Raw genomic sequence first — 17,953 nt, forward strand, 5'->3', positions numbered from 1 at the left:
CAAGAGCGCATAATGGCCAGAATTCTTGTGCTGGATGATGTCCCGGACGCCTTGAGCATGATCAGGCGTATCCTGGAGAAGAAGGGGCATGAGATCGCTACCTTCACCGAAGAGGAAGAGGCGCTCAAGTATGCCCGGGACAACAGGGTTGATCTGGCGATCCTTGATATCAAGCTTAAAAAAATGAGCGGGGTCGAGGTGCTGGAGGAGTTGAAAAAAATTAATCCCACCGGGCGGGTGATCATGCTCACCGGCTATCCCACCATGGAAAGCGCCCGGGAGTCCCTGCGGCTGGGGGCCAACGACTATTGCGTGAAGCCGCTTGACAAGGTTGAACTGGAAGAGAAGGTCAGCCGGGTGTTGGCTGGATAGCCTCTTGTCGAGGCATCCCCTGGGGGAAGTGCGGAGAAACAAGACGGCAGGGGCGTTGACCGCCCCGGAGAGAAGGGCTTTGCGCAAGATTTTTCCGGTTGCCCGGCACGGCGCAACGCGGAAACAGACGAAGGGGAAAGATGGAAACCAAGCTCACGGAGCCGTTGCATGATGTGGCGCAGATTTGCCGGAACTACCATCGCAAGATACAGGTGCTGGCCGGGGTACTTTTCTGCGCCGTTGTTCTGGGGGGACTTGTCCTCTTTTTCGAGTGGGCGCAGAAACCCATTTTTACCAACACGGCCTTTGCGCTCTTTGTCTGCGCCGGCTTTGTCTTTGTCTATTACATGGAAGGGCTGAAGGAGTACAAGGAGATCACTCCCAGCGAGCAGGGCAAGGCGGCCGAGTTCGCCCGCGAGTACCCCGAGGTTGCGGAATACCTGCAGAAGGTTGCCGCGACGGGCAGGAAGATGGTGGCGATGGAATATGAGGAGATCGTCGCCTTTGTTGAGGAGAAAAAAGGGGAAGGCGCGAACAAGGGAAACTAGGCGCTTGCCGCAACGGGCTTCTTGTTCAGCCCTTGCTCTCCTGTGCGAAAGGTGAGGGTGTGTGATTTCTTCCCTGTCAGGCAGACAGGGATAATTGGATGATTTTTTCGTACAGTCCGCGCACAGCCTTTGCCGCCGCCGAATCCGGCGCCTGCTGCAATAGCGGCACTCCCTTGACCACCGCATCCACCATGGCCGTGTCGAATGGTATTGTGCCGAGGACCGGGATGGCCTGTTCCCGGCAAACCTGGCTGATATCGGCGCTGTAGCCGGGGTGGAGATCCCATTTGTTGATGCAGACCCCCATTGGGAGCTTGAAATGGCGGACGAGTTCCGCCACCCTTTTGAGGTCATGGAGGCCGGAAAGGGTTGGCTCTGTAACCAGGAGGACAAGGTCGGCTCCGGAGAGCGAGGCGATGACCGGACAGCCTATCCCGGGAGGGCCGTCCACCAGCAGCCATGCCGCATTTGCCTTTTCAGCCTCTTCCCTGGCTCTTTTTTTGACCAGGGAGACGAGCTTGCCGGAATTTTCCTCGCCGATGCCCAGGCGGGCATGGATCATGGGCCCGTATTCGGTATCCGAGAGAAACCACTCTCCGCAGTGCTTTTCCTGAAGGCGGATTGCCCCTTCCGGGCAAAAGCGGGCGCAGACGCCGCATCCCTCGCAGGAAAACGGGATCAGTTCGGCTACGGCGTTGATGCGGACGGCCCGGAATTGGCAGAGTTCGGCGCAGGTTCCGCAGGCGTTGCACAGGGCAGGGTCGATGACTGCCAGCACCCCGGACCGGAACTCATGCTCCTCGCGGATCCGAGGGGAGAGAAGCAGGTGGAGGTCGGCGGCATCCACATCGCAATCCGCCAGGACCGTTTGGGGCAGCAGCATGGCCAGGGCGGCGGTTATCGAGGTTTTCCCGGTGCCGCCCTTGCCGCTTACGATCAGGAGTTCCTTCATTGGCTGATCTCCTTGAGCAGGGAGGAGAAGATGGGGAGCAGTTCCGGCCGGCAGTTGACCAGGGGAATGCCGGCGGCGTAGCCTTCGGCTATCTTCCGGTCAAAAGGGATTTCAAGATGCACGGGGATATTTTCCTCCCGGCACCATTTTCCTGTTTTGCCGTCGCCCAGGTCGGCCCGGTTGAGGATGACTCCGAAGGGCTGCTCCAGTTTACGCAAAACCCCCACGGCAAGCCGCAAGTCATGAAGGCCGAAGGGGGTCTCCTCGCTGACCAGCAGGGTGTAGTCGGCGCCGGTTATGGCGGCGAGGAGGGGGCAGGATGTGCCCGGAGGCGCATCGAGGATGACAAGCCCATCGTTGAGGACGGCTTCTTCCTTTACCGCGCTGATAAGCGGCGCGGCCATGGCTTCTCCTACCCGGAGGGTGCCCTGGCTGAAGCCGATAGTGCCTGCCCGGCCGCTTTCCAGGAGGCCCAGCACCCTTTTTCCCCTGGTGAGTGCGTTTTCCGGGCAGACCAGAAAGCAGCCCCCGCAGGCATGGCAAAGTTCCGTGAAGGCCATGGCCGTGGAACCGAAAACCGTGATGGCGTTGAAGCGGCAGATATCCCGGCACTCGCCGCAGCCGCTGCATTGCGTCTCAACCACCTCCGGCACGGTGAGGGCGAATTCACGGCGTTGATCCAGAACCGGTTTGAGCAGAATGTGGCCATTGGGTTCCTCCACATCACAATCCGCGTAATGGACCGGTCCGTCGGCGGCCAGGGCAAGGCTTACGGCAATGGTGGTTTTGCCCGTCCCTCCCTTGCCGCTGGCAATGGCGATTTTCATGCCCCGCCCCGCCCGCCCCGACCGCTCTGCCTGGCCCGGCAGCCGCCCGTGCCGCATCCCCGGCCCAACCCCTTGCCTTTTTTCTGCCTGCAAGGGCTTGCGGGTTGCGAGCCGGTCCGCGGCGGGGAAGGCGTGCCGGGCGCAGGGGCATCCTGCCCGCCCCGGAACTGGTCGATTGCCTCGGCCACTGTTCCCGTAATGTTGTTCAGCATGGCAATTCCTGCTTTTTCGCAGACGGCGGCGGCCTTGGGGCCGACAACGCCGGTGAGCACCGCCCCTGCACCGGCGTCGGCGATAAGACCAGCCGCTTTGATGCCGGCGCCCTGCGCCGCTTCGCCTGCGGCCTGGTTGTCAATGGCCTCGATGATGGTCTTGGTGTCCGCATCGACAATGAGCAGGTACGCGGCCCGTCCGAAGCGTGGGTCAACGGTGGAAGAAAGGTCTTTCCCTGTGGCGCTGATGGCGATTTTCATGGCGAATCCTCCTGAGAACAGTGGTGGAAGGGAAGTGGCGGGATTATTATGTGCATATGCTCATAATTGTTGTAAAGTTTTTACAGGGGCCTGTCAAGGGGGATTTGTGGCCGGCGCGGCAAGCGGCGCCGGCGGGAAGTGCCCAAAACGTTCTTGTTATTTCTACCGTCCCCGGTATAGTTGAGGCAGTCTCTCACCGCCTTTCCGTGACCAACTGCTCGTTCCCCTGAATGATCCGCCAAGGAGCCTGTCCCGGCAGCCATGTGTCCACTCGATCCGAAAAATCCGTTTTCGCTTTTCCGTGGCAGCGTCCTCGGCGCCATCACGGAAGGGGTTTTTACCGTTGACCGGGATTTGCGGATCACCTCGTTCAATCGTTCCGCCGAAAAGATTACCGGGGTCACAGCGGAAGAAGCCATCGGCCGGAAATGCCATGAGATTTTTCAGTCCGACATCTGCGACTCCGCCTGCGCGATCAAAATAGCCATGGAAACCGGCGGAGAGGTCATCAAGCACGGGGTCAACATCCGCACCAAAAGCGGCGCCCTCCTCCCCATCAGCGTTACCGGCTCGGTGTTGCGCAACGAGCAAGGGGAAATCACCGGCGGGGTGGAGACCTTCCGGGATGTCTCCGCGCTGGAGGATCTGCGCAAGGAAATCTTTCTGGATAATTTTATTCTCGATTCCATTGCCGACGGCGCCTTTACCGTGGACAAGGATTTCCGGATCACCTCCTTCAACCGGGCGGCCGAGGATATCACCGGGGTGCGCCGTTGCGATGCCGTCGGCAAAAAATGCCACGAGGTGCTGCGGGCCAATATCTGCCAGACGGCCTGCGTTCTGAAAAAATCCATCGAGACCGGCGTGGATGCGGTCAGTCACAAGGTCTATATCCAGGATATCGAAGAAGATTTTTTGCCCGTCAGCGTCAGCGCTTCCGCCCTGCGCAACGAGTGCGGCGAGATCATCGGCGGGGTGGAGACCTTCCGGGACATCTCCGCCCAGGAGTCCCTGCGCAAGGAAGTTTCCATGGGCGAGTTGATCCTCGACTCCATTGCCGACGGCGCTTTCACCGTGGACAAGGATTTCCGGATCACTTCCTTCAACCGGGCGGCCGAGGATATTACCGGGGTGCACCGCAGCAAAGCCATGGGCAGAAAGTGCCATGAGGTGTTGCGGGCCGATATCTGCCATGAGACCTGCGCCCTGAAGAAGTCCATTGCAACCGGCAGGGATGTCTCAAACATAAAGGTCTATATCCACGATGCGGAAGACGATCTTGTGCCCATCAGCGTCAACACCTCCGTGCTGCGCGGCGAGAACGGCGAAGTCATCGGCGGGGTCGAGACCTTTCGGGATATCTCCTCCCTGGAAGCCCTGCGCAAGGAAATCTCCGAAACATACAGTTTCAATGACATCATCAGTAAAAATCACAAAATCAAAAATATTTTTGCCACCCTTCCCGATATTGCCAGAAGTGACAGTACGGTTCTCATCGAAGGGGCAAGCGGCTCGGGCAAGGAGCTTTTTGCCAAGGCCATCCATTCCCTGAGCAAACGCAAGGGCCGATATATCACCCTCAACTGTGCCGCGCTCCCCGACACCCTGCTGGAGTCGGAACTATTCGGCTACGAAAAGGGGGCTTTCACCGATGCCAAGGCCAACAAGCCCGGACGCTTCGCCCTGGCGGAGAAAGGGACCATTTTTCTTGATGAAATCGGCGATATCTCTCCGGCCTTGCAGTTGAAGCTCCTGCGGGTTCTTCAGGAAAAGGAGTATGAGCCCTTGGGCGGCACCGCCACCCGCAAGACCGATGTCCGGGTGATTGCCGCCACCAACAAGAATCTGAAGGAACAGGTGGACAAGGGAACTTTCCGCGCCGATCTCTTCTACCGGCTCAATGTTATCAAGATATCCCTGCCCTCCCTGGCGGAGCGCCGGGAGGATATTCCTCTTCTTGTTGATCATTTCATAAGTAAGTTCAATAAGTTGAAAAACAAAAAGATAAAAACCGTATCTCCGGATGTTCTGGACATTCTTATGCGCCACGAGTTTCCAGGGAATGTGCGGGAGCTGGAAAATATCATCGAATACTGTTTTGTCCTCTGCCATGGGGAGACGATCGAAAGAATGCATCTGCCCGAAGGGCTGGTTCCGCGAACTTCCGGGGAAGAGGTGGATTTTGAGAATCTCCGCATCGAGGCAAACCCTCTCCTCAATGCCGAAGCGAGCACGATTTTTGATGCCCTGCAAAGGTTCAACGGGCATCGGGGCAAGTCGGCTTCCTACCTCGGCATCGACAAGGCAACGCTCTGGCGGAAGATGAAAAAGTTTGATATCTCCTTCCCCGCAGGCCGCGAATGAGGGCTTGCAATAAAAAGCAAAAAAGAAGGGCTGCCACATGGCAGCCCTTCTTTTTTAGCATTATGCGCATGCAGAAGATCTTCGGCCTGTTTAATGGTGCTCCTCATAGCCGGTGAGCATCGCTTTGAAATGCGCCAACGGCGTATGTCCCAGGGTGGCGAGATAGCAATGCACCACCAGAAAGGAGGCAAAGAAGAAAAAGAAAAGCACGTGGATAGTGTCGATGATCCGTATTCCGCCCAAGAGGTGGATGTAGTCCGAATAGCCTTTCACCTTCCAAAGAAAAACACCGGAGATCATCTGGGCCGGCAGCAGGACAAACATGATCCCCAGATACGCCTTTTGTTGGAGGACGTTGAATTTGTTTTCCGGGGTCATGACGTGGGGGTTGGGTTCGCCCCGGAAGATGCCATAGCCGTAAAATTTAACCTGTTTCACTGCCTTGGCCACGAAGGTGCTGGGGTCCGGAAAATAAATGATGATCTTGCCGGTGCTCAGATAGTAGAAGAGCCAGAGGAAGTAGGCGGCAATAACGCCGAAGCCGGCAAAATTATGCAGGCTTACGCTGTCTTTGAGCGGCATGAGGTTGAGGATTTCCGCATAACGGATCTGGAAACCGGTGGCAACCAGCAGAACTATCCCCGCTGCATTAAGCCAATGCCAGACGCGAACCGGGGCCGGGTGAATATAGATCAGTTTCTCATGGCTCATCGGGAAACCTCCTCTTGTATGTTTGATTGTTCGGCTGCGTATTCATTCTTTCTGCGCAAGGGGATGGTGGCGATGCGCACGGCCAGATGGCCAAGCACCACGGAGAAGCCTCCGGCCAAAAGAAGAAAGCCTATCTTGTCGAGAAGCTTCATCCTCGTGCCGCCCAGGGCGTAAAAATGTCTCAGGCTGAAGCTTTCCAGCACGGCTCTGTCCACCTGGAAGTGGTCCGAGCTTCCGTCATCCTTGGTAAGCACCAGGGTGACCGCATCGAAATAGGGGGAATTCGCGGAATGGCAGGTTTTGCAATCGCGTTCCGCCTGTCCCCTGTTTATTTTATGGACACTGGGATGCATCTCGGCAACGAGTTCGGCATGAAAGATGGCATGAACGTTTTTTTGCCGGAGGATCAGTTCCAGGTTCTCAAACTCCGTGACGTTGATGATTTCATCCTTGTCCGTATCCAGAAGAAGCTTGAACTCGTTTTCGCTGATGCCGAGAATTTTCAGGATCTCCTGGCTGGAATAGAACTTGTTGGTCATCAGATCGAAAAAGGAGAGGCGAATATGTCGGGGAGCGTCTGGCACATGGCAGACAACGCATTCCACAAAGGAGAAATGTTCATTTTTCTGGGGCAGCCAGTCATGCGACTGGTAGGGATTGTGGCATTTGGCGCAGCCATTGTTGGTCCGGTCCGCCACTGACAAGGCGTCCTGTCGCGTTACATAGTGGTATCCGTGGCAGGCATTGCAGTTCATGGTGATGCCTTTGCCGCGAATTTTCATGTGCACGCTGTCCTTAAAAGCGTTGCTCGACTCCTCGTGACACATGGTGCAGTTGACCAGATCCAGTTGTTTTTTGTGAGGCACCTCTTGGTTGTAATCCAGCTTAGTGATATCGACATGGCAATCAACGCAGCCGATGCCATTGTTGTGATGAACGGAATGGCTGAATTGTGTTTCGTCAATAAAGAGCTGTTCGCTCATCCGGCTGTGATTCATGCCTTCGGTTGCGCTTCTGGTGAGACTTTCGTCGCTGTGGCAGGCGAAACATTCGGAGTTTTCGATGGAGGCGGCCCCTGCCAAGGGAGCCGCCGCAAAACAGGCGAGAGCGACGGCCAAGCCGATGCCGATCGGTGGGATTAAATTTTTCATGGTCTCTGGATCTCCCAGTGCATTCTTTAACAGCGGGTTTGTCCTGCCTGTGGCAGGCGCGCATGGGCCAGCTTGCTGAACATGTTCTCCGGTTGAAGGGGGTGACGCACCTGTGCGCATGGTATCATTTCCGCTGGAGCAAGTTTTCCAGCGGAAATGATACCATGCGCAGTACTGACGGGAGTGGCCTTTGCCCTCGGTCGCAAGCGAAAAAGTTTAGAAGCCGAGGATTGCGGCAAGCCAGTTGCGGCCAAGGCCGAGCAGGCCGTTGTTCATCAAGCCGGCCGCCATGCAGGCCAAGCCCCAGAACCCGACAATTCCGGCCAGGGATACCAGGATGCCGAAGGCGGCCATGCTGATGCCTTCGCCTGCGTCTTGCACATGGATGCCGTGATAGGCAAAGTTGGGTCCGGGTGCCGTCTTTTCTTTTCTGGTGTTCATCATGGTGTTGCCTCCATCTATTGAAAGGAATATGTTTTTTATTCGGTGATCATGCCCGTTGTTGTTGCGGGCTGGTTTGCTTTATCCCCGTGCGCCCTGGCGGACAGGACCCATGTCGGGGCTGGGTTCCTTGACTTCGCCGGCAATTTTTTGGCCGATCTTGTAGCCGATCATTCCGTAATAGGAGGACCAGATCAAGGCGTTGACCATGTGGATCATGAGAAGCTGCGAGGCCAGCAAGGGAGCGCTTTCAGCCAGCAAGCCGATGCTCTGCAGGAAGAAGTAGCCCAGAGAGCCGTGGATAAGATTTGTCATCAGGCCGATGAGCCCCACGAGTTTGCCGACAACCGGCATGCTGGTGAATTCCATGAGGCTGTAACTTACCGGAGAGATGACGGTCCCGAAGGCTACTCCGAACAGAAGCCATCTGTCCTTTGGGTGCAGTTTTTTGCTCAATTGCAAGCAGGCAAGGGGGATAACTGCCAACAAGGCGAGTAGCTGTGTCATGATCTTTCTCCTCTATGGTAGTAACGGTTACAAATCGGTCAGTATGCAAAGCGGGGAATCTGCATCGCTTTCATGGTGTCGTATCCATAAGCACAGCATTTTCCATGCCACTGATCTCCGAAAATGTCCTGGTGCTTTTTTTGGCTGTATATCGGGAAGTTGACGGATAAACAACAGAAGTGAAGGGATGGCTCTGTAGGATTGATGATTGCAATTATGCAATGCACGTTGCGATATTGCATTGCATAATTGCAATATGTATTGCCCTGTTCAAGAAAGGAAAAACTGAAATCAGGGATGTCCGTGGCGGGCGGAAACGCTGCGGGATGTGCGGGGGCTTTGGCTGTTTAGCGGGAAAGCGTCTGGGCCAGCAAGGGTTCGAGAATGGTGAGGCGACCGGCGGAGGAGTCGAGCCGTGCTTGCGCTCCCACGGGCAGGATCTGGTTTCGGCTGCCGTGGCCGCAGGGAAAGTTGGCCCAAATGGGGATGGCGCGGTGGGCCAGAAGGTCGAGGGCTCGTTGCCAGATCAATTCAATTGCGCCGCATTGGTCAAAATCGCCCAGGATCAGTCCGGCTATCTGCTCAAGGCGGCCGGAGGCCCAGAGGTGGGTGAGGAGCCGGTCGATGCGGTAGGGGGCTTCGCCGATGTCCTCCAGCACGAGAATGGTGTCTCGCCATTGTGGCTCCCAGGGGGTGCCCAGCAAATGAACCAGGCTGGTCAGGTTGCCTGGCAAAAGAGTTCCTTGGGCTTGTCCTCCCTTGAGGATCTCCAACCCCTTCACCTTGATCTCCGGGGGTGATCCACCGGTGAGCAGATTGAAAAAACCCTCTTGGGAATCGCGGTCGCTTCGTGCCAAGGTGGTGAGCATTGGGCCGTGGAAGGTGATGAGTCCGGTCCGTTGCCGGATCGTGGAGAGCAGGACGGTGAGGTCTGAAAACCCGATGAGCACTTTCGGCTGCTGGCGGATACGATCGAAGTCGAGGTCCGGCAACAGCCGCAGGCAGCCGTAGCCGCCACGCACGGCCACGATGGCTTTGATCTCCGGATCGCGCCAGAGTTCGTGCAATTCGGCCAGACGTTCCTGGTCGGTCCCGGCCAGGAAGCCGTCCTGCCTCAGGATGTCGTTTCGATGCCTGGTTTTAAAACCAAGATCGCGAAGGATCTTCAGCCCGGCGCTGAAATCGCTTTCGTTGCGCACCGGACCGGCCGGGGCGATGATGCCGATGGTATCCCCTTTTTTGAGGGGGGCGGCGAGGATGGGCTTAGGCGTTTCGTTCATGGAGCAGACGCAGGCCGTTGAGGGTGAGCATGGGGTCAACGTGGTCGATGCTGGTGGTGTACGGGGCGATGAGGGTGGCCATGCCGCCGGTCGCCACCGTCTGCGGCAGCGCCGGGGCCATCTGTTCCCGCAGCCGCCGGATCAGGCCGTCCACCATGCCGCCATAGCCGAAGAGGATTCCCGATTTGATCGCGGCAACGGTGTTGGTGCCGATGGGCGCGGCGGGCGGAGTGGAGATGTCCACCTGGGGGAGCTTGGCCGTGCGGTTGCCCAGCGCCTCCATGGCAATGGACAACCCCGGCGCGATGGCGCCGCCCAGGTATTCCCCTGCGTCGGAAACGCAGTCCCAGGTGATGGCGGTCCCGAAATCAACGACAATGAGGGCACACTTGAACCTGTCGTAGGCCGCCACGGCATTGACCAAGCGATCGGCGCCGATTTCCGCGGGGTTGTCGATACGTACCGGCATGGAGGTCTGCACCGCGTCTCCGCCGATCACAAGGGGGACGGTTTTCAGGTATCGGGTGGCAAAGGCTGCCCAGGCGGCCTGCATTGTCGGCACCACGCTGGAGATGATCGTATCGGAAATGTCGTTGAAACGGAGCCCTTCCATGGTAAAAAGGCCATGGAAGATGGCGGCCAATTCATCAACCGTGCTGCCCTTGTCGGTTTTGACCCGCCAGTGGCAGCGAAGCGTTGAGCCGGTGAAAACCCCGATCACCATGTGGGTATTGCCAATGTCAACCGCTAGCAGCATGGGGCGACTCTCTGTGGGTGGTGAGGAAAGCTGTTACAAATTTTACAACTGTACCATGGAATGCCGTGACCGGCAGCAGCACCTCAATGTACCAGAGATCGAGGCACGATGTCCATGCTCTTGGCCGGCGTGGTGAAAAGTTTATATCCGGACAACGTGAGGGATTCGGAGCGGGGAACAAGAATATCCAGCGTGTTGTTTCTATCATAAGGAGCGTGCCCAATGCATGAATATATCCAGGTTGCCACCACCGTTGCCACCGAGGAGGACGCCGGGGCCATTGCCGGATTGTTGGTTGAAAAACGGCTGGCCGCCTGTGTCCAGGTGCTCGGCCCCATGACCAGCCATTACCGCTGGCAGGGAAAAATTGAAACGGCCGGGGAATATCTCTGTCTTGCCAAAAGTCGCGTTGCGCTTTATCCTGAAATTGAGGCGGCGATCAAGGCGATCCATCCCTATGAGGTTGCCGAGATAATCGCCACCCCGATAATCGCCGGGAGCAATGAGTATTTGGCCTGGCTGACCGCCGAGGTCAAGGAGCCCTGTTGAGCATGGAAGGGGAACAGCCGAAAAAGGCCGGCCGCCGCCGGGGTTTGCGTGAGTTCCAATGCCATTGCTGCCGGAGGAAATTGCCCTTTTGCTGGAACTGTCCCTGCGGTTTTCAGATCTGCGATGACTGTTTCAAGGAAAATATGTGGGGGATCAGCAACGGCCCGACCTGGGTTTGTCCGGATTGCGGCCGGATCCGGATGATGTGATTTGTGTATGAACGCGCTACAGGACAGGGGGTGTCCTGAAAAAAATGGGGGGATTGGGCATGGGTAACCAGAGGGAGAGCCGGCGGTGCCGGAGGTTTCCGGTGAAGGGCGGGGTGATCGCCCTTGATTCCGTGTACGGCGAAATCATTGACATGAGCTTCGGCGGCTTGTCGTTTAGGTACACGGCGTATGACGACATGACCACCGAGCCCGCGGAGTTCGGCATCATCTTTGGCGGGGAGGAACTCTTCTTTGACAATCTCCCCCTCACCAATGTCTCTGATATCGTCATTGATCAAGAGGGAGACGGAGCCGGCGAGGTCAGGCGCAGGGGCATGGAGTTCGGCAATCTTGTTCCGGAACAGGTCGTAACCCTGGCCCGGTTTATCCGGCAGTTTTCCCTGGAAAAATGATGGCGTCGCACAAATCGCCAGCTACTGCGTTGCGCTGCATTATCTCGTCATTGCGGCGTACCTGAGTACGCCTCATTCCTCGAAATTTGCGCGCCTTGTATCTGACGATTTGTGCTTAGCCATCCCCAATTTTTGTTTTTCACGAGTGTATCAAAAAAATAGAGCGAAATTTTGGGTAGTAAGCCGCCATTCACCGAGGAGCGACGGTTGCGTATCGTGTCAGATATCGGTCCAGTTGGTTGGCAAAGGCCTGGAGATGAACCTTGCTCAAGGCCGGTGGGCCCCCGGTAATGGCGCCCGCTGAGCGCATTTCGTCCATGAAATTCCTGCGCGCCAGGTGTTCTTGAATGGATTCTTCCGTGTAGAGCGTGCCCCGAGGATTCAGGGCGGTTGCCGAGGCTGCGACCACCTCGGCCGCCAGGGGAATATCCGCGGTGATAACCAGATCCCCCGGTTCAACATCGTCGATGATCCGGGCGTCCGCAACATTGAAGCCCGGCTTGACCTGGATGGTTTTGATAAAGGGCGAGCGCGGCACCTTGAGGCAATGGTTCGCCACCAGGACACTCTCCACCCGCATACGATCCGCGGCCCGGAATAGAATCTCCTTTACCGGGCCTGGGCAGGCATCGGCGTCAATCCAAATGCGCATGGTTTACATCCGTGCCTTCTTGTTCATGGTGTTCCGGAGCGGGATTCCGTTTTGGGCAATCTCGCTCCGGCATAGCGCCCGACTGGATCAAGCCGCCGGGAATTATCTCTGGATCACCCACCTGCCGTCATTGTCCCTGCACGCCGTGGATTTCACTTTTTCCGGGCGGCCATCCACGTTGGCGATAATTTCCGCCTCCCGGCATACCTGGCCGGACGATTGCGTGTAGGCGGGTTGTGGCGTCACCGTGTATGAGCGGTTGGTGTCCGGGTTGACCCACTGGGTCCGCTGATGGGAAGGCGAACTCTCGTACACCTGATTGAGTTGCGCCTGGTCGTATTTGTCCATCTCGTTGCCAACGATATAGCCCAACAGTCCGCCCACCGCCGCGCCGATTAAAGTCCCCTTGGTGTCGTGGCCGATGGCCTGGCCGGCGATGGCGCCAGTTGCCGCGCCGATGGCCGCGCCGCTTGTTCCCTTCGATGTCGTGGTGGCGCAGCCGGCGGTGGTGAGCTGCATAAACATAATCGCCGCTGCCGCCATCCGTAGCCCATTTTTTTTCTGCATTGAGATCTCCTTGTGTTGTTCAGTTCTCTGACTGGTTGATGTCTCAAACCGAAGCAAGAATTTTCCCCTGCTCGGTGCGCTTGCCTGTTTCGCACAAGAGGATGTGTGCATACGCACCGGAAACTGCTGCGTATGGGAAATCTTATAACGCTTACCGGCAAACGTCAATGGTGCGCGACAATCAGACCGTGCCCCGGAAAAGATGATGGGCCATGGGGCCCTTGCCCTTGCCGAGGACAAGGCCGGCGCTTTGCCGCAAAACGGTCTCCACGAAGGCTACTGCCTTGAAAAACGCATCCTGGTCATTGCCGTGGAGCAGATGGTAGGCGGCAAAGGCCGAGGCAAAGGTGCAGCCGGTGCCGTGGGTGTTTCGGGTGTTGACCCGCGCATGTTTGCTCGAGAAAATCTCCGCGCCCTGGCCTTGTCTGAGGATCAGGAAATCCTCCACCTCTGCGGCCTGTTCCTGGATATGGCCTCCGGTAAGGGCAATGGCTCGCAGCTTGGGATATCGGGCAAGCAAGGAGGTTGCCGCCGCCAGCGCTTCCCGCGCCGTTTCAAGATTGTGTTGCGTCAGGCGCGCCAGCTCGGGGAGGTTGGGAGTAAGGACCGTGGCGATGTTGAACAGGGCGTGCAGGCCGGTGTTTTCCGTTGTTTCATGAAAAAGATCGTGGCCGTCGCTTGCCGTAAGCACCGGGTCGCAGATGACCTCACCGGGAAAACCATGCAGCGCCTCGGCCATCGCCCCGGCGATTTCATCGGTGCCGAGCATGCCGGTCTTGATGTGACTGACGGGCAGATCGGCCAGGACAAGTTCGATTTGCTTTGTGACAAATTCCGGGGCAACGGGCAGATAGGAATCGACGCCGAGGCTGTTCTGGGCGGTCAGGCAGGTGATCGCCGCCCCCCCATAGACTCCGATGGCGGTGAAGGTTTTCAGGTCCGCCTGGATTCCTGCCCCGCCCGAGGGGTCGGAGCCGGCAATGGTCAGGATCGCCCGTGCAGTGTGCTGCTGGGGGAGGATGACTTCCGTGGCCATGGGGAGGCAGGCCGGGTCAGGCGCAACCACAGCCGCGGTTGGGGGTGCAGCCGCCCGTGTTACTGGTGGCGCAGCCGCAGCCAGCGCCAGGGGGCTCGGCGGAGGTGTCGATGGAAAGCAGGGTGATCTGGTAGGTGATATCCTGACCAGCCAGCGGGTGATTGAAGTCAACGGTCAGGGTTTCATCATCAACCGAGAGCACCGTGGCCGGAATCTTGTGCTGCTGGCCGTCCTTTTCCATATTCATGCCGAGGATCATCCCCGGGGCGATGGTTTGCCCGGAAAAACCCTGGCGGCTTACGGTTATGATCAACTCTTCATTCTTCAGGCCATAGGCATCCTTAGCCGCGATGATGATGCTCTTGGTTTCCTGGGGCGCCATGCCCAGCACCGCCTGCTCAAAGGCGGGCAGCACGCTGCCGGAGCCCAGTTGAAATTGCAGAGGCCCGGTGTCCTGGGAAGAATCAAATTTTTCGCCGGTGGGCAGAAGTCCATCGTAGAGAATGGTGACTGAGTCGTTTTCGGAAACTCGCTGCATGGTGCGTTACTCCTCTATGTGGTTGCGGTGGGTTGTGTTTTGCAGATAATAAGACCGCGGGAGGGCAGGGTCAAGGGCGGCTCTGGGAGAGCCACCACTTGAGGCCAAGCAGCAGCAACGGGGTCAGGTGAAAGACGAGATCAAAGATATCGATCGGCCGATGGAGCTGGCCGTTTTTCAGCATGAGGATCTTTTCCACCACATGCGGCATGGGGTGGAACGGTGCCAGCAGCATGAAAATCGCAAGCACGATCAGGATCGGAAAGGGCAGTTGGTCGAGGAACCGGAGCATGGTCAGATTCTGGCGCTTTCGAGGTTTGCGGTGCGCACTTCCAGTTTGGCGACTAGGCGTCCCACCGTGGTCTTGTGCGCCGGGGTGGGCTTTTCCTCCGCATCGTCGGAGCTGAAATCGGTGGTCTCAAAGCCGTAGAGCATTTTTTCAAACCTGGAACCGTAGGTGCTGATGGCTTCTTTGGCCGTCCGAAAGAGCCCTTCGTAGGGAAAGGGCTGCTCGAAATCGCGGAGTTTGGTTTCGAGAAAGATGTTCAGTCTGGCAACGTCTGCCTTGGTGTTGCCATAATAGGTGTCGCAGGTGTTGAGGATGTCAATGAGGATGAGGTGCAGATCCTCGGATTTTATGGCCTTCTGCCCTCCGGCGGCGCTGAAAAGCAGCTTGACCGCGCGGACAAACCCTTTCAGTCCCATGAAGAAATCGGTGGCTTTCTCGGCGGCAACCGTGTTGGGGTTTACCAAAGAGCCCGGCTCCTTGATCTGGCGGGTCATTTCGGGGAGGATGGTGTTTTTTATGGTGTAATGCAGGGTTCGGGTTTCTTCCAAAACAATGGGGAGAAACTGGATCTGTTTCAGGTTCTGCGCTTTGTTTCTCAGGCCGATCAGGTTTCTGGCTAAGTTGGCGGTGAGAGGTTCGATCTGTGCCAGAATTTCCGGTGCTGCAGTGTCCCGCAGGGCGAGAATTTCCTGCTGAAGCGTATCAACCGCCCGGATCTCTCCCGGGAGATTTTTCAGGAAAAATTCAATGAATTCCTTGAGTTGATCCGTGGCTGCCATTGCCGCTTGGAGGGTGTGTTTGACAATGGTCCGCGCGAGCCCAGGGAGGCTGTTCAGGTCAATGTTGCGGATCCGTTTTTCCAGGTCAATGGCCTGGGCATGATAGTCGTGGAAAGAAGGGGTTTCGCTCTGGCCGCTTGCATCCTTGACCATGCGGTAAAAATTGTAGCCTTCGGTCACCATTGATGCAGTTCGGCTGTTGAGCGCATTGGTCAGGGGGAGCAAGCCGCTTAGCGAGAGCCGTTCTCGAATCGTTTTGTCCGCCTCGGTCAAAAGGGAGATCTGGGCTCGCCAGTTTTTCACGGTATTCTGATAGGTGGCGCATTCTTTTACAATTGTTTGCGCCTGGCTGACCGCTTTGAAGGGCTGGATGGTGTTGCGGCGGATATCGATATCCAGGGCGCCAAGTTCGTTTTCGCATTTTTCAATATGCCGGAGGATTCGCGAGGCTTTTTCCGGATGCTGGTCCCTGGCTTCGGCCACGGCGCCGGGCAGGTCGAGCAGTTCAAGGATGCGGGTATAGCCGTTGAAATTGCAATCGTGCCACTGGGTTACGCGGGGATCGGTGGAGAGGGTGAGAGTCTCCTTTTTTTGCGCGGCCAGAGCCTCTTTGGCCTGGCTGATAACCCCTTCGGCCTGGGCAAGCGTGGCGGCCTGGGCTTGGTCCATCCCCACCGGGGGTTGGTCCAGTTTTGGCTGCATGGAGGCAAAGGATACGGGTGTGATCATGGGGTTCGGCTTTATCTTGCTGAAAAACAGAGAAAAAAATAATAAGTGGCGCCCAGGGAGGTATATTTCACCGGATGCCGAAAACCTAAAAAAATAGTCTTTTTTCAGAGGATATGCTACGTTAATTTTTTTTTTGCATGCCGGAGCGGATGTTTCCCCATGTCGGCCGTTGCCGCAACCACTTGACAAGAAAGAAGGATCGGCATATTTTGCGTTTTTTTCAGGTGGCACGATGGAGCTGCTCTGTGAAAAATATACGGAAAAGGTTGATTCCCGCATGGCTGTCTGCCGAAGGCCCAGGGAATATTGCAAATTCAGAAACGCCTGTCTCATTCATTTTCTGGCCGGGGAAAAAGCCGGGGATGAAAATAAGGGGGCGGAGGATAAGGACGGAGAGGGCACGTAAGCAATGCCTGCCGTTGTTGGAGAATTATGAGCGTGCTGCGATTTGACAAAGGAGGCGGCCTGTTGCCTGCCATTGCCCAGGACCACCTGACCAGGGAGGTTCTCATGCTTGCCTATATCAATGAAGAGTCCTGGCAAAAGACCCTGGAAACCGGCAAGGCCCATTACTGGAGCCGCTCCCGCAACAAGCTGTGGCTCAAGGGCGAATCGTCCGGGCACGTGCAACTGGTAAAAGAGATCCTGGTCGACTGCGACGCAGACACCGTGGTTTTTCTGGTGGAACAGTTGGGCGGCGCCGCCTGTCACAAGGGGTACCGGAGCTGTTTTTTCAGGAAGGTGCAGGGCAGCGGGCTGGAAGTTAATGATACGCCGGTTTTTGATCCCGGGAAGGTCTATAACAAATGAACATCTTGAAATTGGGTATCCCCAAGGGCAGCCTGGAAAAGGCGACCATCGAGCTTTTTGAAAAGTCCGGCTGGCGGATCAAGCTCTCTTCCCGCAATTATTTTCCGGAGGTGGATGATCCCGAGCTGTCCTGCTCCATCTGTCGCCCCCAGGAAATGTCCAGCTATGTGGAAAAGAACGTGCTGGATGCGGGCATCACCGGCAAGGATTGGACGCTCGAGAACGAATCCGACATCGTGGTGGTGGCCGATCTTGTCTATTCCAAAGTCAGCAAGCGGCCGACCCGCTGGGTTCTGGCCGTGCCGGGAGACTCCAGCATCCAGCGGCTTGAGGATCTGGAAGGCAAGAAGATCGCCACCGAGCTGGTGGGTTTCACCCGCAAATTCTTTGCCGAAAAGGGCATCAACGTCGATATCTCCTTTTCCTGGGGTGCCACCGAGGCCAAGGTCGTTTCGGGCCTGGCCGACGCCATCGTCGAGGTCACCGAGACGGAAAGCACCATCAGGGCCCATGGACTGCGGATCATCCACGAGCTGATGACCTCCAACACCCAGTTCATCGCCTCCAAGGCTGCCTGGGCCGATCCCTGGAAGCGCGAGAAGATCGAGAACATTGCTCTTCTTTTGCAGGGGGCGCTGCGGGCCGACAAGATCGTCGGTCTCAAGATGAACGTGCCCCAGACGCATCTGGATCAGGTGATCAACATCCTGCCCAGCCTGAACGCGCCCACCGTGGCGCATTTGTATCATTCGGATTGGTATTCGGTGGAAACGGTCATCTCCGAGCACGAGGTGCGGGATCTTATCCCGAGATTATTAAAAAACGGCGCCGAAGGCATCATTGAATATTCCTTGAACAAGGTTATCTGACTTTTATCCGGACAGGGCTGTCAATCAAAGACTGGGTGACTGTGTTGCCATATTCGTTTACCAGAAACGAGAAACGTGGCTCAACCGCTGGAATGTAAACATTCAGCGGTGCCGCAGATGCGCGAAAGAG

The 17,953-nt window shown here is 57.0% G+C and carries 23 protein-coding genes; 8 read left to right on the forward strand and 15 right to left on the reverse strand.

The annotated features are described in order from the left end of the window. The first annotated feature begins 12 nt into the window (after nt 1-12). On the forward strand, nt 13-372 hold the full coding sequence (locus MWR57_RS04090; protein WP_423123510.1) for a response regulator: 360 nt from the start codon (nt 13-15) through the stop codon (nt 370-372). A gap of 140 nt (nt 373-512) precedes the next feature. Beyond that, the gene (locus MWR57_RS04095) at nt 513-920 is read left to right on the forward strand and encodes a hypothetical protein (RefSeq protein ID WP_423123511.1); all 408 of its coding nucleotides are present in this window, start codon (nt 513-515) and stop codon (nt 918-920) included. 76 nt (nt 921-996) lie between these two features. Here the strand turns inward: MWR57_RS04095 and MWR57_RS04100 are convergent, their stop codons facing one another. Genes MWR57_RS04100 through MWR57_RS04110 form a run of 3 tightly spaced genes read right to left on the reverse strand, consistent with a single transcriptional unit; the run spans nt 997 to nt 3,172 of the window. Continuing rightward, nucleotides 997-1,872, reverse strand: coding sequence for an ATP-binding protein (locus MWR57_RS04100; protein WP_423123512.1), 876 nt, complete (start codon nt 1,870-1,872; stop codon nt 997-999). Then, nucleotides 1,869-2,699, reverse strand: a complete 831-nt coding sequence (locus MWR57_RS04105) for a nucleotide-binding protein (RefSeq protein ID WP_423123513.1) — start codon at nt 2,697-2,699, stop codon at nt 1,869-1,871. The genes MWR57_RS04100 and MWR57_RS04105 overlap by 4 nt, the downstream gene beginning before the upstream one ends. After that, a complete protein-coding gene (locus MWR57_RS04110; protein WP_423123515.1) occupies nt 2,696-3,172 on the reverse strand; it encodes a NifB/NifX family molybdenum-iron cluster-binding protein in 477 nt (158 codons plus the stop codon). Before MWR57_RS04110 ends, MWR57_RS04105 begins: the two co-directional genes overlap by 4 nt. 261 nt (nt 3,173-3,433) lie before the next feature. Between MWR57_RS04110 and MWR57_RS04115 the strand changes: the two genes are divergently transcribed. After that, the gene (locus tag MWR57_RS04115) at nt 3,434-5,536 is read left to right on the forward strand and encodes a sigma 54-interacting transcriptional regulator (RefSeq protein WP_423123517.1); all 2,103 of its coding nucleotides are present in this window, start codon (nt 3,434-3,436) and stop codon (nt 5,534-5,536) included. A 90-nt stretch (nt 5,537-5,626) separates the two neighbouring features. On the opposite strand, the gene MWR57_RS04120 is transcribed toward MWR57_RS04115, so the two are convergent. The 6 genes from MWR57_RS04120 to MWR57_RS04145 form a co-directional block, all read right to left on the reverse strand. Continuing rightward, complete coding sequence (locus MWR57_RS04120) at nt 5,627-6,247, reverse strand: cytochrome b/b6 domain-containing protein (RefSeq protein ID WP_423123518.1); 621 nt, start codon at nt 6,245-6,247, stop codon at nt 5,627-5,629. Next, nucleotides 6,244-7,398, reverse strand: a complete 1,155-nt coding sequence (locus MWR57_RS04125) for a cytochrome c3 family protein (RefSeq protein ID WP_423123519.1) — start codon at nt 7,396-7,398, stop codon at nt 6,244-6,246. Before MWR57_RS04125 ends, MWR57_RS04120 begins: the two co-directional genes overlap by 4 nt. A 216-nt stretch (nt 7,399-7,614) precedes the next feature. Continuing rightward, the gene (locus MWR57_RS04130; protein WP_423123520.1) at nt 7,615-7,842 is read right to left on the reverse strand and encodes a hypothetical protein; all 228 of its coding nucleotides are present in this window, start codon (nt 7,840-7,842) and stop codon (nt 7,615-7,617) included. Nucleotides 7,843-7,920: 78 nt separating this feature from the next. Beyond that, nucleotides 7,921-8,346: a hypothetical protein gene (locus MWR57_RS04135; protein ID WP_423123521.1), complete on the reverse strand. Its 426-nt coding sequence runs from the start codon at nt 8,344-8,346 to the stop codon at nt 7,921-7,923. Between the two features lie 347 nt (nt 8,347-8,693). Then, nucleotides 8,694-9,626, reverse strand: coding sequence for a S66 peptidase family protein (locus MWR57_RS04140; RefSeq protein ID WP_423123522.1), 933 nt, complete (start codon nt 9,624-9,626; stop codon nt 8,694-8,696). Beyond that, nucleotides 9,610-10,383 (reverse strand): type III pantothenate kinase, encoded by a 774-nt coding sequence (locus MWR57_RS04145; RefSeq protein ID WP_423123523.1) that lies wholly within the window; start codon nt 10,381-10,383, stop codon nt 9,610-9,612. The genes MWR57_RS04140 and MWR57_RS04145 overlap by 17 nt, the downstream gene beginning before the upstream one ends. Before the next feature lie 222 nt (nt 10,384-10,605). Between MWR57_RS04145 and cutA the strand changes: the two genes are divergently transcribed. Together cutA and MWR57_RS04155 are read left to right on the forward strand one after the other, a co-directional pair. Further along, complete coding sequence (gene cutA / locus MWR57_RS04150; protein ID WP_423123524.1) at nt 10,606-10,932, forward strand: divalent-cation tolerance protein CutA; 327 nt, start codon at nt 10,606-10,608, stop codon at nt 10,930-10,932. Between the two features lie 268 nt (nt 10,933-11,200). Next, nucleotides 11,201-11,554, forward strand: coding sequence for a hypothetical protein (locus MWR57_RS04155; protein ID WP_423123525.1), 354 nt, complete (start codon nt 11,201-11,203; stop codon nt 11,552-11,554). A gap of 190 nt (nt 11,555-11,744) precedes the next feature. Here MWR57_RS04155 and MWR57_RS04160 read toward each other — a convergent pair whose 3' ends face one another. The 6 genes from MWR57_RS04160 to MWR57_RS04185 all read right to left on the reverse strand — a co-directional run bounded on the left by MWR57_RS04160 (nt 11,745) and on the right by MWR57_RS04185 (nt 16,144). Next, the gene (locus MWR57_RS04160; protein ID WP_423123526.1) at nt 11,745-12,206 is read right to left on the reverse strand and encodes a YaiI/YqxD family protein; all 462 of its coding nucleotides are present in this window, start codon (nt 12,204-12,206) and stop codon (nt 11,745-11,747) included. Nucleotides 12,207-12,308: 102 nt separating this feature from the next. After that, entirely contained in the window at nt 12,309-12,773 is a 465-nt protein-coding gene (locus MWR57_RS04165; protein ID WP_423123527.1) for a glycine zipper domain-containing protein, read from the reverse strand. Between the two features lie 181 nt (nt 12,774-12,954). Next, on the reverse strand, nt 12,955-13,809 hold the full coding sequence (thiD, locus tag MWR57_RS04170; RefSeq protein WP_423123528.1) for a bifunctional hydroxymethylpyrimidine kinase/phosphomethylpyrimidine kinase: 855 nt from the start codon (nt 13,807-13,809) through the stop codon (nt 12,955-12,957). 16 nt (nt 13,810-13,825) lie between these two features. Next, the gene (locus tag MWR57_RS04175) at nt 13,826-14,347 is read right to left on the reverse strand and encodes an FKBP-type peptidyl-prolyl cis-trans isomerase (protein WP_423123529.1); all 522 of its coding nucleotides are present in this window, start codon (nt 14,345-14,347) and stop codon (nt 13,826-13,828) included. Nucleotides 14,348-14,417: 70 nt separating this feature from the next. Next, complete coding sequence (locus MWR57_RS04180) at nt 14,418-14,639, reverse strand: hypothetical protein (RefSeq protein ID WP_423123530.1); 222 nt, start codon at nt 14,637-14,639, stop codon at nt 14,418-14,420. Nucleotides 14,640-14,641: 2 nt separating this feature from the next. Continuing rightward, the gene (locus tag MWR57_RS04185) at nt 14,642-16,144 is read right to left on the reverse strand and encodes a hypothetical protein (RefSeq protein WP_423123531.1); all 1,503 of its coding nucleotides are present in this window, start codon (nt 16,142-16,144) and stop codon (nt 14,642-14,644) included. A gap of 232 nt (nt 16,145-16,376) precedes the next feature. Here MWR57_RS04185 and MWR57_RS04190 point away from each other — a divergent pair, with 232 nt between their 5' ends. From MWR57_RS04190 to hisG, 3 genes are read left to right on the forward strand one after another with little or no spacing between them, the layout of a single operon-like run. Next, nucleotides 16,377-16,550 (forward strand): hypothetical protein, encoded by a 174-nt coding sequence (locus MWR57_RS04190; RefSeq protein WP_423123532.1) that lies wholly within the window; start codon nt 16,377-16,379, stop codon nt 16,548-16,550. 26 nt (nt 16,551-16,576) lie between these two features. Further along, nucleotides 16,577-16,954 (forward strand): phosphoribosyl-AMP cyclohydrolase, encoded by a 378-nt coding sequence (gene hisI / locus MWR57_RS04195; protein ID WP_423123533.1) that lies wholly within the window; start codon nt 16,577-16,579, stop codon nt 16,952-16,954. Then, nucleotides 16,951-17,823 (forward strand): ATP phosphoribosyltransferase, encoded by an 873-nt coding sequence (gene hisG / locus MWR57_RS04200; protein ID WP_423123534.1) that lies wholly within the window; start codon nt 16,951-16,953, stop codon nt 17,821-17,823. Before hisI ends, hisG begins: the two co-directional genes overlap by 4 nt. Nucleotides 17,824-17,953 lie beyond the last annotated feature (130 nt).

Origin of the sequence: Hydrosulfovibrio ferrireducens, from assembly GCF_046883345.1 — a bacterium.
Lineage (GTDB): Bacteria > Desulfobacterota > Desulfobulbia > Desulfobulbales > Desulfurivibrionaceae > Thiovibrio > Thiovibrio ferrireducens.